Origin of the sequence: Micromonospora sp. NPDC049903 (genome assembly GCF_044460945.1) — a bacterium.
Classification (GTDB): domain Bacteria; phylum Actinomycetota; class Actinomycetes; order Mycobacteriales; family Micromonosporaceae; genus Micromonospora.
Genome location: NZ_JBITKL010000010.1, coordinates 92,617 through 106,149 on the forward strand (window position 1 = coordinate 92,617; position 13,533 = coordinate 106,149).

General features: G+C 73.0%; 11 protein-coding genes. 7 read left to right on the forward strand and 4 right to left on the reverse strand.

Annotated elements, in window-relative coordinates; genetic code table 11:
• Window positions 1-62: 62 nt before the first annotated feature.
• Both ACIBO1_RS17645 and ACIBO1_RS17650 read left to right on the forward strand, forming a co-directional pair.
• Window positions 63-1,016: a DUF5715 family protein gene (locus tag ACIBO1_RS17645; RefSeq protein ID WP_396747499.1), complete on the forward strand. Its 954-nt coding sequence runs from the start codon at window positions 63-65 to the stop codon at window positions 1,014-1,016.
• A 2-nt stretch (window positions 1,017-1,018) separates the two neighbouring features.
• Window positions 1,019-2,629 (forward strand): asparagine synthetase B family protein, encoded by a 1,611-nt coding sequence (locus ACIBO1_RS17650; protein ID WP_396747502.1) that lies wholly within the window; start codon window positions 1,019-1,021, stop codon window positions 2,627-2,629.
• A gap of 30 nt (window positions 2,630-2,659) precedes the next feature.
• Here ACIBO1_RS17650 and ACIBO1_RS17655 read toward each other — a convergent pair whose 3' ends face one another.
• The 3 genes from ACIBO1_RS17655 to ACIBO1_RS17665 form a co-directional block, all read right to left on the reverse strand.
• Window positions 2,660-3,874, reverse strand: a complete 1,215-nt coding sequence (locus ACIBO1_RS17655) for an SLC13 family permease (RefSeq protein ID WP_396747505.1) — start codon at window positions 3,872-3,874, stop codon at window positions 2,660-2,662.
• A 237-nt stretch (window positions 3,875-4,111) separates the two neighbouring features.
• Window positions 4,112-4,333 (reverse strand): DUF2188 domain-containing protein, encoded by a 222-nt coding sequence (locus tag ACIBO1_RS17660; protein WP_396747508.1) that lies wholly within the window; start codon window positions 4,331-4,333, stop codon window positions 4,112-4,114.
• Between the two features lie 160 nt (window positions 4,334-4,493).
• Window positions 4,494-5,948: an LVIVD repeat-containing protein gene (locus ACIBO1_RS17665; protein ID WP_396747510.1), complete on the reverse strand. Its 1,455-nt coding sequence runs from the start codon at window positions 5,946-5,948 to the stop codon at window positions 4,494-4,496.
• Window positions 5,949-6,089: 141 nt separating this feature from the next.
• On the opposite strand from ACIBO1_RS17665, the gene ACIBO1_RS17670 reads away from it, so the two are divergent.
• The 5 genes from ACIBO1_RS17670 (at window position 6,090) to ACIBO1_RS17690 (ending at window position 12,135) form a co-directional block, all read left to right on the forward strand.
• Window positions 6,090-6,788 (forward strand): DUF305 domain-containing protein, encoded by a 699-nt coding sequence (locus ACIBO1_RS17670; protein WP_396747513.1) that lies wholly within the window; start codon window positions 6,090-6,092, stop codon window positions 6,786-6,788.
• 43 nt (window positions 6,789-6,831) lie between these two features.
• On the forward strand, window positions 6,832-8,049 hold the full coding sequence (locus ACIBO1_RS17675; protein ID WP_396747516.1) for a sensor histidine kinase: 1,218 nt from the start codon (window positions 6,832-6,834) through the stop codon (window positions 8,047-8,049).
• Window positions 8,046-8,729, forward strand: coding sequence for a response regulator (locus tag ACIBO1_RS17680; protein ID WP_396747519.1), 684 nt, complete (start codon window positions 8,046-8,048; stop codon window positions 8,727-8,729). Before ACIBO1_RS17675 ends, ACIBO1_RS17680 begins: the two co-directional genes overlap by 4 nt.
• Before the next feature lie 131 nt (window positions 8,730-8,860).
• Window positions 8,861-9,652, forward strand: coding sequence for an ABC transporter ATP-binding protein (locus tag ACIBO1_RS17685; protein WP_396747522.1), 792 nt, complete (start codon window positions 8,861-8,863; stop codon window positions 9,650-9,652).
• Window positions 9,649-12,135 (forward strand): ABC transporter permease, encoded by a 2,487-nt coding sequence (locus tag ACIBO1_RS17690; RefSeq protein WP_396747525.1) that lies wholly within the window; start codon window positions 9,649-9,651, stop codon window positions 12,133-12,135. Before ACIBO1_RS17685 ends, ACIBO1_RS17690 begins: the two co-directional genes overlap by 4 nt.
• 90 nt (window positions 12,136-12,225) lie before the next feature.
• Here ACIBO1_RS17690 and ACIBO1_RS17695 read toward each other — a convergent pair whose 3' ends face one another.
• Window positions 12,226-13,488 (reverse strand): nucleotide sugar dehydrogenase, encoded by a 1,263-nt coding sequence (locus ACIBO1_RS17695; RefSeq protein ID WP_396747528.1) that lies wholly within the window; start codon window positions 13,486-13,488, stop codon window positions 12,226-12,228.
• Between the last annotated feature and the right edge of the window lie 45 nt (window positions 13,489-13,533).

Here is a 13,533-nt window from a genome sequence, read left to right on the forward strand (position 1 = left end):
CCGATCGGCGTGATTACCGTCTGCTACAGGCGATCACCGCACGACGGGAGAGGGGACCCACCATGCGAGTGCCGAGCCGAAGCCCGGGACACCAGTCCGGTCCTCCCTCGCCGACCCGTCGGCGTCCCCGGGTCCCGGCGCGCCCACGGCGGACGGACGGGCCGGACCTGGACGCCTACCGGGAGGCCGTGGGTGAACTGCTGGTCGAGGTGGGCGCGCTCGCGTCGGCGAGCAGCACCAAGGCCCGTCAGGTGCTGATCGACCAGCGGCTGCGGGAGCCGGCCATCGCCGCGGTGCTCGACGACACCCCGCAGGGTTTGATCGGCGCGCGGGAGACCCTGCTGCTGGAGATGGCCCGGTACCAGCCGAACGCCCGCAGCTCCGCGGGCGACCTGGCCGCGCTGGTGCGGATCTATCTGCTGTCGCGCATCGACGTGATGTGGTGGCGCGACGCGTCCACCTTCGTCACCGACGCCGAGGTTCACCACAGCGCCCAACTCGTCGACCTGGAGTGGCTGCGTCGCCGGGGCCTGCTGCGGTTCCGCTACACCGAACAGCCCCGCACGGTGCTCGGCCGGGGCGTACGCGCGGTGCGGCGTCGGGTACTGCCGGACGCCACCCCGCGTACCGCCGGGTTGCTGTTCCGCCGGGCCCGGCGGGAGGTGGTCGCGCTGCTCAACGACATCGGCCGGGAGTTCACCGCGGCCACCACGGTCGGCACTCCGCCGCTCTGGGTGACCAGTCTGGTCCGCAGCGCCGAGCACCAGTACCGGCTGCGCCGTCTCGGGTACGCCGCGATGGTGCCGAGCGGGCACTGCCTGGGGTGGGCGGTGGACGTGGAGATGGCCTGGTACGAGCGCTTCGGCGCGCGGGACACGCTGGCCGGGATCCTGCTGGACCGGCAGCGTGCCGGCGAACTCAACGTGATCGACGAGGGGCAGGCCTGGCACATCTGCCTCGCGCCCTCGGCGACGCGGCGACTGCGTCGCGCGTACGAGGCAGAGATGGGGATCTGACGATGTGCGGCATCGCGCTGAGCGTCGGTCCGGAGGCCGACCCGGCGATCTTCCGACGGATGCTCGCCGCGCTGGTCCCGCGCGGTGAGGTGACCGAGACACGGTCCGAGAGCGGTCTGCTCGCCGGCACCCGGCGGCTACGCGTGGTGGACCGGGACCGCGCGGTCCAGCCCTGGCTCTCCGCCGACGAGCGGTGGCTGCTCTGCTACAACGGCGAGGTCTTCAACCACCACGAGTTGCGCGCCGAGCTGACGGCTCTGGGCCACCGCTTCACCAGCGCCAGCGACACCGAGGTGGTGCTCGCCGCCTTCGAGCGCTGGGGTGAGGAGATGGTGACCCGGCTGCGCGGCGAGTACGCCTTCGCCGTCGTGGAACGGGCCACCGGCCGGGTGTACCTGGTGCGGGACCCGCTCGGCGTGAAACCGTTGTACTGGTCCCGCGTACCGGGGTGTCTGCACGTGGCCAGCGAGGTCAAGGCGCTGGTCCCGGCACGGGCGCCGGTGACCGAGGTGCCGCCGGGGCACCACGGCTGGGTCGACGGGGACCACCGGGTCCGGCTCCGCCCGTACGTGGACCTGCTCTCCCTCGCCGCCGACCTGCCGCCGGTGACCGACCCGGACGAGGCCGCCCTGCTCGTCCGGGACACCCTCACCGACAGCATCCGGGTACGCCTGGACACCGACCTCACGGTGGGCGTGGTGCTCTCCGGCGGGCTGGACAGCTCGCTGGCGCTGCTGCACACGGCACAGGCGCACCCGGACTGCGTCGCGGTCACCGTCGGTGCGCCGGGCAGCCCCGACCTGGCGTACGCCCGGCGGTTGGCCAAGGAGCTCGGGGTGCCGCACGAGGTGGTCGAGTTGCGTCCGCGCGACATCCGCCTCGCCGACGTGCGCGAGGCGATCCGGATCTCCGAGCTGACCGAGTACGGCGACATCATCAACGCGGTGGTCTCGGTGCCGATCTTCCGTCGGCTACGCGAGTTGGGCGTGAAGGTGGTGCTCACCGGGGACGGCTCCGACGAACTGTTCGGCGGCTACCCGATGTACCACGAGGTCGGCCCGGCGGCGTCCCGTCGGCTGTTCCTTCACAAGATCCGCAACCTGTGTCGTACCGAGTTGCAGCGGGTCGACCGGACCAGCATGGGCTTCGGCGTGGAGGCCCGGGTGCCCTTCCTGGACCTGGCCCTGGTCGAGTTGGCCATGCGGCTGCCGCTCGACCTCAAGATGCGCGACGGCCAGGAGAAGTGGATCGTCCGCCGGGCCTTCGCCGACCTGCTGCCGGACTACATCCGGCGCCGTCCCAAGAACCCGATGTCGTACTCCTCGGGCCTGCACGAGCGGGCCCGGCTGTACAAGCCGCTCTTCGCCCGCCTGCACCGCTCGTTCGGCTACGACCTGCTGGAACCGGTCCGGCGTGACTTCGACAGCGTGCTGACGCGCTGCGGCAACGACCTGGACGCGGCGATCGCCGCCGGCCGGACCCGACCGGACTACACCGTCCTGGAGCATGCCCGTGACCTGGTGGGCGCGGCCCGCTGGAACGCCACTCCGGTGGTCCGCCGGCTGGTCACCCCACGCCGTACCCGGGGCGACGAGGCACCCCTGCCCGGCTGAGCCTGCCTCGTCGTATGGGGCGCGGGCGGGTCAGGTGGTGAGCAGGAGGGCGCTGACGGCGGCGAGGGTGCCGAGGGTCGCGACGGCGGCGCTGGTGGCGAGGAAGCGGGCCACCGGCACCCGTACCCGGGCGGCCCGGCAGCGCTCCAGCCAGAGCAGGGTGGCCAGGGACGCCCACGGCAGCGCCAGCGGGCCGATGTTGGTGCCGATCAGCAGGGCGAGCAGGCGTTGCCGGTCGCCGGCCGGCAGCACCGCCTCGCCGGCCAGGTAGGCGGGCAGGTTGTTGACCAGGTTGGACAGCAGCGCGCCGGTGCCGCCCGCGCGCAGCAGGCCGGGCACCCCGCCGTCGTCACCGGCGAGGCGGGCGACGAGGTCGTTCAGACCGAACGCGCCGATGGTCTGGATCACCAGGAACAGGCCGGTGACGAAGAGCAGCAGCCGCCAGGGCAGCAGGGCGGGGCGCAGCGTGCCGGGGGAGCGGAAGGCGAAGACGATCAGCAGCAGGCCGGCGGCGACGGCCGAGGCCAGGCCGACCGGTGCGCCGGCCACGATCGCGCCGACGAAGAGCAGGCAGGCGACGAGCGCGGTGCGGTAGAGCACCGGGTCGGCGGGCCGGTGCACCGGCGGTGGCGGGAAGCGGCCGTCGACGGGGCGGTCGCGTCGCCACCAGAAGTACCAGAGCAGGACCGTGGTGACCGCGAGCACGGCCAGTTGGGGCAGCCACATGACGCTCGCGTACGCCAGCGGGTCGAGTCCGATCCGGTCGGCGGCCAGCAGGTTGGTCAGGTTGGAGACCGGCAGCAGCAGGCTCGCCGTGTTCGCCAGCCAGACCGTGGTGACCGCCAGCGGGGCCACCGCCGTGCGCAGGGTGACCGCCAGCGCGAGCATCACCGGCGTGAGCAGCACCGCCGTGGTGTCCAGGTTGAGTACGACGGTGGTGAGCGCGGCGAAGCCGACGCAGAGCGCGAACAGGAGCGGCCAGCGGCCCCGGGCGGCGACCGCCAGCCGGGTGGCGAGCACGTCGAAGACACCGGCGGCGGCGGTCAGTTCGGCGAGGACCACCACGGTGCCGAGGAAGACCAGCAGCGGCAGGACCCGGGCGAGGGTGTCGGCGGCGTCGGCGCGGGGCAGCAGACCGGTCGCCACGCACGCGGCACCCAGGACGGCCAGCCCGACGGCGATCACGTCGAGCGGGTGCGGCCGGCGTCGGCCGGGTCCGGCCGGAACGGCCTCTGGGGAGGTCACGGCGCATCTTCGCACGGCCGGGCGGCCTCATCCGCTCGGGTGCCGGGCGAGGTGACGACCGGTACCGCCGGGTCGTGCGACGGTGGCGCGGGCGGGTGCCGTCCCGGACGCGTCGGCGGCGAGCCGGAGATTTGCGGAGCGCGGCGGCGGCCCGCCGGGATCGTGGCGCAGACACGACGGCGGCCTGCCGGCGGCACCGGGATCGGTGCGGTCGGCAGGCCGCCGGGGGGATCGCGGTCAGCCGGCGGGCGGGTACGGGTCGTCCTGGTAGGTGTACTCGGTCTCGATCTGACCGTCGGCGGTGTGCACCACGAGCTGGCTCGGCTCGTTGCCGTGCGCCACCTTCCGCCCCGCGTCGACCGCGTGCTGCTTCGTGTCGTACGTGCCGACGACGGTCCCGCCCTGCTCGACCTTCCAGCCGCCGCCGTTCGGCACCACGTGGTACTCGGTCCGCGCCATTGCTGCACCCCTTAACTGCGTGACGGAACGTGCCGGACGAGGTACCCGGGACGGACGGGGCAAAACACGACGCGGGGTGCGTCTGACCGCTTCCGGCCCCGTACACGTGACCGGGCCCGGCCCCCGAGCAGGGGACCGGGCCCGGTGGGCGCGGGTGGTGCTACCAGCTCAGGTAGCTGGGCTGGGTCTGGACGTTGAACTCGCGGTAGTGGACCAGCTTGGCCGACCACGTCCGCCAGTCGTTGAGTTCGAGCACGTCCAGCCCCTTCTGGATGTCGGAGGAGTAGATGTGCCCGTTGTAGTAGTAGGCCGACCAGGAGCCGCCGACGACCAGCTGGCTGTCCGAGAGCGGGCCCCGCTCCCAGAAGCCGATCTCCTTGGGCTTGCGGGAGTCGGTGAAGTCCCACACCGAGATGCCGCCCTGGTACCACGCCTGGACCATGATGTCCTTGCCGAGGACCGGGATCAGCGAGCCGTTGTGTGCCACGCAGTTCTCGGTGTCGCCGTTGGTGCGCGGAATCTTGAAGTAGCTGCGGAACTCCAGCTTGCGGTTGTCGCCCCGGCCGGTGAGGTCGTAGATCGCGTTGGCGCCCCGGTTCGGGCCGATCTCCTCGTTGCAGGTGGCTCCGCCACCGCCGCCGAGCTCGTCGGTGAAGACGACCTTGGTGCCGCGGTTGTTGAAGGTGGCCGAGTGCCAGAACGCGAAGTTGACCGTGTCGCGCACCGTGTGCAGCACGCGCGGGGCCTCCCGCTTGCTGATGTCCAGCAGCACGCCGTCACCCATGCACGCCCCCGCGGCGAGGTCCTTCTCCGGGTAGGCGGTGATGTCGTGGCAGCCGCTGGTCGCCGATCCGCCCGTCCGGCCCTCGTAGCCGCCGTCCGGGAAGAGGTTCGGCGTGGCGACCACGGCCGCGTCGGTCGGCTTCTTCAGCGGGACCTTGACGATGCTGATCGAGTCGTGCGGCGGCTGGCAGTCGGGGAAGGTGGCCTGCGGGCTGTACGAGGAGACGTACAGGTAGACCGACTTCTTGTCCTTCGCGGGCACCAGCGTGTGGGTGTGCGAGCCGCAGGCGGTCTCGACCGCCTTGAGGTAGCGCGGCTTCTTCTTGTCCCTGACGTCGAAGATCTTGATGCCCTCCCACGACTCCTTGATCGTGGCGGGCTGGGAGACGCTGCTGCACGAGTCGTCGCTGCGGGACGCGTCGGTCGACAGGAAGAGCAGGTCACCATAGATGGAGATGTCGTTCTGCGCGCCCGGGCAGAGCACCTGCGACACGATCTTCGGCTTGCTCGGCTTGGCGACGTCATAGATGACGAAGCCGTCGTAGTTGCCGACGAAGGCGTACTTGCCCTGGAAGGCGATGTCGGTGCCGAGCGCCGCCGTGGTGTCGAACGGGGCCTGCTTGGGCAGGTTGGCGATCTGTGTGAGGTTGGGGCTGTGGGAGATCTCGTCGACACGCAGGGGTGCCTCGACGGCGGCGGACTCGGTGGCCGTCCGCGTGACCGTCTGCGCGTTGCCGGGTGAGGCGACGGCGATGCTGGCGAGGAGGAGCCCGGTGGCGGCCACGCTGACGACGCGTAGCTGCCGCCCCCGCGGCGGGGTCGATCCGACCATCGGCGATGCCCTTCGAGAGGCGAGTGGCGATGGGCCGTACCATAACTCCGCGACGACACTCATCGATGTGACCTGGCTCACATCTAGCAAACATCGTGAATGGATACGATCGCTGCGACCTCGACCCTGAGGGGGTGTCGCATGACCGTCCGACGTGGACGCATGCTGGCTGTCGTCACATCGGTCGTGGTGGTACTCGCGGTGTCGGCGTTCGCGTTGCGTGACGGCGACGAGTCCGCGCCACCCGGGCCGGCGCCCGCCGCCGCCGAGGCATCGTCGTCGGTCGGTCCGTCGCCGGATCCGGACGCGCCACTGGTGATCGTGCCCGGACGTCCCGGCGAACCGGCCGTCGAGCGGCCCGGCACCGAGGTGCGCGACGACTCGCCACCGCGGTTCAACACCCTGGACGCCTGGTTCGCGCGCATGATGATCCCGCACCACGAGCAGGCGCTGGAGATGTCCGCGCTCGCCCCGGACCGGGCCGCCGACCCCCGGGTACGCGCCCTGGCCGACCGGATCCGCGCCGGCCAGCGCCCCGAGATCGGCGTGCTGCGAGCCTGGCTGGCCGAGCGCCACCTCTCCACCGAGGTGTCCGGGCACGACCACGCCACGATGAAGGGCATGCAGTCGCCCGAGGCGATGGGCCGGCTCGCCGCCGCCCGGGGCGTCGACTTCGACCGGCTCTTCCTGCGGATGATGACCGAACACCACGAGGGCGCCGTGGTGATGGCGACCGACCTGCTCAAGGTCGGCCTCGACCAACGCATGTCGGAGTTCGCCACCTCGGTCGCCACCGAGCAGGGCGTGGAGATCGTCCGGATGCGCGACCTCACTCCCTGACCAGCACCGGGACGACCCCGCGTCACCCGTAGGCTGGGCGACGATGAGAGCGACGGTCCTGGGTCGCCCGCTGCGCGGGGTCGCCTTCGACGTGGCGGTCTCCGGCCTGGTGGCGCTGCTCGCGCTGGCGTCCACCGCCGGTAGCGCCGCCGGCTGGCCGGGCACCGTCCTCGGGCTGGGCATGGCGGTGGCGCTGCTGTGGCGGCGGGGCCGGCCGGTCGGCGTGACGGTGGTCGTGGCGGCGCTGGCGTACGTCCAGGTCGCCCTCGACTGGGCGCCCCTGCCGTACGACGTGGCGGTGCTGATCGCCCTCTACAGCATGGTCAAGTACGCCGACCGGCTACGCGACGGGGTGCTGGCCGGGGTCGTCGCCGCCGTCGGGGTGGTGTTCGCCGCGGCACGGACGCCGTCCCAGGTCGCCTGGCCCTTCACCGCTGTCTTCTACGGGCTGGTGGTGGGCGCGGTCTGGCTGGCCGCGCTGAACGTGCGGACCCGCCGGTTGTACGTGCTCAGCCTGGAGGAGCGGGCGGCCACCCTGGAACGGGAGCGCGAGGCGCAGTCGCGGGCAGCGGTGGCCGAGGAACGCACCCGGATCGCCCGCGAGCTGCACGACGTGGTGGCGCACGGCATGGCGGTCATGATCGTGCAGGCGGACGGCGCCCGGTACGTGCTCGACAAGGACCCGCAGGCGGCCCGGGAGGCGGTCCGGATCGTCGCGGACACCGGCCGACAGGCGTTGGCCGACATGCGGCGGCTGGTGGGCGTCCTGCGTGAACCGAGCCCGCCGGAGCCGACGGCCGGACCCGACCCGGCACCGGAACCCGCCGAGCCGACGCATCGGCGTCCCTCCGTCGCCGAGCTGCCCGCCCTGCTGGACCGGTTCCGCGCCGCCGGACTCCGGGTGCGCCACACCGTCACCGGCGACTCCGGGGCACTGCCGCCCGCGCTGGAGCTGACCGTCTACCGGCTGGTGCAGGAGGCGTTGACCAACACGCTCAAGCACGCCGGGGTCGGTGCCACCGCCGAGGTCGACCTGGCGCACCGCGCCGACGCCGTCGTGCTCGAGGTCCTCGACGACGGGCGGGGCCGCATCCCGACCACCCCGGCACCGCCCGGCGGTCACGGCCTGGTCGGCATGCGCGAGCGGGTCTCGGTGTACGACGGCAGCCTCACCGCCGGCCCCCGCCCGGGCGGGGGATGGCTGCTGCGGGCGCGACTGCCGCTACCCTCGTCCCCCGGGACGGAGGTGGTCACGGCATGACGGTCCGGGTGGTGATCGTGGACGACCAGGCACTGGTCCGGGCCGGCTTCCGGATGGTGCTCGACTCCCAGCCCGACCTGGAGGTGGTCGGCGAGGCGATCGACGGTGCCGACGCCCTGCGGCTGCTCACCCGCGTCGAGGCCGACGTGGTGGTGATGGACGTCCGGATGCCGACCATGGACGGGGTGGAGGCCACCCGACGGCTCTGCGCCGACCAGCCCTCCGACGGTCCCCGGGTGCTGGTGCTGACCACGTTCGACACCGAGGCCGACGCCTTCGCCGCGCTGCGCGCCGGTGCCAGCGGATTCCTGCTCAAGAACGTGCCGCCCGAGGAGTTGCTCGCCGCGATCCGGGTGGTCGCCCAGGGCGACTCGGTGGTGGCCCCGTCGATCACCCGACGCCTGCTGGACCGGTTCGCCGAGCAGCTCGGCACCGGCCCGACCGAGGACCCCCGGCTGACCCGGCTGACCGAGCGGGAACGGGAGATCCTGCTGCTGGTCGCGCAGGGCCTGGCCAACGCCGAGATCGCCGGCCGGGTGCACGTCGCCGAGGCGACGGTGAAGACCCACGTCGGGCGGATCCTGGCCAAGCTCGAAGTGCGCGACCGGGTGCAGGCCGTGGTGCTGGCGTACGAGAGCGGCCTGGTCACCCCGGGCGCGGAGAACCGGCGTACGACCTGAGGCGTACGGGTCCGCCCGGTCCGGGACGACCTGCGGCGTACCGAGGTCGAGCGCGTGGGTTGATCTCGACCGGCCGGTGTCCTTCCTAGCGTCGGAGGCGTCCTGGTCCGTCCTTTGCACGGGAGTCGCACGTGTCCCTCGCACCGCCCGCCCACGCTGTCGCCGGTGTCGCCGTTACTGCCCGGGGCCTGTCCAAGCGGTACGGCACCGGCCCGGCCGCCGTCGTCGCGCTCGACCGGGTCGACCTCGACGTCGCCGCCGGCCGGTTCACCGCCGTCATGGGACCGTCCGGCTCCGGCAAGTCGACGCTGATGCACTGCCTGGCCGGTCTGGACCGGCCCACCGCGGGCACGGTGTGCGTCGGCGACGCCGAGCTGGGCCGCCTGGACGACCGGCGGCTCACCCTGCTGCGCCGGGACCGGGTCGGCTTCGTGTTCCAGAAGTTCAACCTGCTGCCCGCGCTCAGCGCGGCGGAGAACATCACGCTGCCGCTGGACATCGCCGGTCGCCGGGCCGACCCGGCCTGGCTGCGTCAGGTGGTCGCCGCCGTCGGGCTGACCGACCGGCTCCGGCACCGGCCGGCCGAACTCTCCGGCGGCCAGCAGCAGCGCGTCGCGGTGGCCCGGGCACTGATCACCAAACCGTGGGTGATCTTCGCCGACGAGCCGACCGGCAACCTGGACTCCCGGGCCGGGGCCGAGGTGCTGCGGCTGCTGCGCGCGGCGGTCGACAACCTCGGTCAGACGGTGGTGATGGTGACCCACGACCCGGTCGCCGCCGGGTACGCCGACCGGGTGGTCTTCCTCGCCGACGGGTGCCCGGTCCGGGACCTGACCGAGCCCACTGCCGAGCTGGTCCTCGACGTGCTCGCCGGGCTGGACCCGTCCGCCGCTGTGGCCGGCGCGTCGACCCGGGGGCGGTGACCGTGCTCCGGCTGACACTTCGCTCGCTACGCGCCGAGGCGGCACGGATGGTGATGTCCACCCTCGCCGTGGTGCTCGGCGTGGCCTTCATCGCCGGCACGCTGATCTTCGTCGACGGGATGCGGGCCGGCGCGTACGACCGGGCCGGCACCTTCGACCGGCACACCGACGCCGGGATCTACGCCGACCGGGAGCCGATCGACCCGGCGCTTGTCGAACGGGTCCGCGCGGTCGACGGGGTCCGCGCCGCCGAGGGCGAACTGACCGACACCGCCGGAGTGGTCGGCGCGGACGGGCGACCGGTGCTCGGCTTCGGCGTCCTCGCCGCCGTGCCGACCGATCCGGTGCTCCAGTCCTACGACGTGGTGTCCGGGCGGCTGCCCGCCCGGGCCGGCGAGGTGGTGCTCGACCGGCGGACCGTCGACGACCAGTCGTTCCGCCTCGGCGGCACGGTACGCGTCGGCGGCGCCGCCGGGGCGGCCCAGCCGTACACGCTGGTCGGCGTGGTCGACGTGGCCGACACCCCGCGCGACATCGGCGGGCCGTTCGTCGGGCTGGTCGGCGCCGACGCGCTCGCCGTCACCGGCTGGTCCGGGTACGGGCGGATCATGGTCGCGGCCGAGTCCGGGATCACCGGGACCGAGCTGGCCGCCCGGCTCGCCGACGTCGCCGGGGCGGGCACCACCGTGCGGACCCGCGCGGAGATCCTGGAGGCCGCCGTCGCCGACGCGGTCCGCGACGTGGACCAGTTCCACCTGGTGCTGCTCACCTTCGCCGGGGTGGCGGTGGTGGTCGCGGCCTTCGTCATCGGCAACACCTTCACCATCGTGCTGGCCCAGCGCACCCGCCGGACCGCGCTGCTGCGCCTGGTCGGGGCCACCCGGGGGCAGGTGTTCCGGGCCGCCGTGCTGGAGTCGGCGGTGGTGGGACTGGCCGCCTCGGCGCTCGGCGTCCTGGTCGGGGCCGGACTCGCCGCCGCGCTGACCGCCCTGGTGTCCCGACTGGACATGCCGCTGAGCGGTGAGCTGACCGTCACCGTCGGCACCGTGCTGGGCTGCCTGTTCGCCGGCACCGCGCTCACCGTCGCCGCCGCGTGCGTACCGGCCTGGCAGGGCACCCGGGTCGCCCCGGTGGCGGCCCTCACCGACGCCGCCGTGCAGGTCACCCGTCCCGCCGGCCGGGTGCGGCTGGCAGGTGGCGCGGTGGTCCTCGTCGCCGGGATCGCCGCCCTGGCCGGTGCGGCCTCCGCCGGACAGGTCGTGCTGGTCGCCCTGGGCGGGGTGCTGAGCTTCCTCGGCATCGTGCTGTTCGGCCCGGTGCTGGTGCCGGCGCTGGTCCGCCTGTTCGGGGCACCGGTGCGGCGGGTCCTCGGCGTCACCGGCGCGTTGGCCGTGGCCAACGCGGTGCGCAACCCCCGACGGGTGGCCGCGACCGCCACCGCGCTGGTGATCGGCATCGGTCTGGTCTCGTCGTTCCTGGTCGGTGCGCAGAGCACCAAGATGGCCATCGAACGGACCGTGGACGCCGAGGTCGGGGTGGACTTCCTGGTCACCGGCATCGGTGTGGACCTGCCCGCCGGGCTGACCGGCGCGTTGGCCGCCCGGCCGGAGCTGGGCGTGGTGCACGAGGCACGGACCCGGACCGCCGACGACGTCGAGTACCGGACGGTCCACCCGGCACTGGTCGGCGACCGGATCGAGCAGGTGGTGACCGGGCAGCTCGACCGGCTCGGTCCGGGACGGATCCTGGTGGACCGCGAGCTGGCCCAGCGACGCGGCTGGTCGGCGGGGGACCGGGTGACCCTGCGGTCCCAGCCGTTCGAAGTGGCGGCGGTGGTCGACGGACTGGCCTCCGGCGGCACCGGGGCGACGGTGCCACCCGGACACGCGGTGGGTCTGGTCGACGCCGACCACACCCGGCTCTTCCCCGGCGAGCGCGGCTTCCAGGCCGAGGTCGACCCGGCCCAGGGCGTCCCGGCCGGTACGGCACGCGCCGCCATCGAGGCGGTACTGGTCGACTACCCGACGGTCAACCTGCTCGATCAGGCGGCCTACAAGCGGATGCTCACCTCCACGGTGGACATGCTGCTCGCGTTCGTGGTCGCGCTGCTCGGGCTGGCGGTGGTGATCGCCCTGGTCGGGGTGGCGAACACGTTGAGCCTGTCGGTGGTGGAACGGACCCGGGAGAACGCGGTGCTGCGTGCCGTCGGGCTGACCGGTGGGCGGATGCGCGCCATGCTGGCCGTCGAGGCGGTCCTCACCGCGCTGGTCGGCGCGGTGCTCGGAGTCGCGCTCGGCACCGGCGTCACCGCCGGGGCGATGGCGCTGCTGGCCCGGCTCGCCGGGGAGTTCACCCTGGTCGTGCCCTGGGCACGGCTCGGCGGGGTGCTGGCCGTCGCGGTGCTGGCCGCGCTGCTGGCGTCGGTGCTGCCGGCGCGGCGCGCGCTGTCCCGGCCGGTCGTCGAGGCGCTCGCCGACCAGTGACTGTCAAACCCCGACCGCTGATCGTGGCAGTGTGGCTGCTCGACACGCCGACGCGGGAACAGCTAGACCGCCACGATGGTGTGCGGGCTGTCAGAGGCGTTCGACGGTGGGGCCGGTGCAGCGGTTGCGGGTGTCGAAGACGTAGCGGGACTGCCGGGCCACCAGGTCGTAGTCGAACGCGTCGTGGTCGGTCACCACCACCACACCGTCGGCCTCGCGCAGCTCGCGTTCGGTCAGGTCCACGATCAGCACCCCGTCGGGCAGGTGGTGCGCCTCGGCGTACGGCTCCACCGCGCGGACCTCGGCACCGAGGTCCCGCAGCCGGCGGGCCACGTCCACCGCCGGGGAGTCGCGCATGTCGCCGGTGTTGCGCTTGTACGCCAGCCCGAGCAGCAGCAGCCGCGCGCCGCTGACCGCCCGGCCGGAGCGGTTCAGCCCCGCCATCACCCGCTGCGCCACGTGCTCGGGCATCTCGTGGTTGATGTCGTTGGCCAGCTCGATGAACCGGAACTGCCGGCCCAGGCGTCGCTTGACCTGCCAGGACAGATAGCACGGGTCGATCGGCAGGCAGTGCCCGCCGACGCCGGGGCCGGGCCGGAACGGCATGAAACCGAACGGCTTGGTCTCGGCCGCGTCGATGGCCTGCCAGACGTCGATGTCGAGCTGGTGCGACAGCATCGTCAGCTCGTTGACCAGGGCGATGTTGACCTGGCGGAAGGTGTTCTCGATCAGCTTGGTCAACTCGGCCACCCGGGTCGAGTCGACCGGCACGGTCCGCTCCACCAGCCGCCGGTAGAACTCGTCGACCCGGGCCAGGGACACCTCGTCGACCCCGGAGACCACCTTCGGGGTGTTCTCCAGCCGCCAGCTCGGGTTGCCCGGGTCGATCCGTTCCGGGCTGTACCCGAGGTGGTAGTCGCCGGGGCTGCGCAGCCCGCTGACCGACTCCAGCAGCGGGCGCAGCAGCTCCTCGGTGGTGCCCGGGTACGTGGTGGACTCCAGGATCACCGTGCAGCCGGGCCGCAGGTACGGCGCGATGCCGGCGCCGGCCTGCTCCACGTAGCTCAGGTCCGGGGTGCCGTCGCGCAGCGGGGTCGGCACCGTGATGACGCAGATGTCGAAGTCCTGCGCGTCGGCGTACTCGCTGCTGGGCCGGTACCGGCCGCTGGACAGGGCCCGGCCGAGTCGGTCGGCGGGGATGTCCGCCACGAACGACTCACCCGAGGCGAGCCGCTTGACCCGGTCGGTGTCGACGTCGAGACCCACCACGTCCAGGCCGGCTTCGACGGCGCGCATGGCCAGCGGCAGGCCGACGTACCCCTGCCCGATGACGACCAACTTCTCCAGGCTCACCCGAGCTCCTGACCGGTAGAAAATACCTGCTGGTCAGGAGCCTAG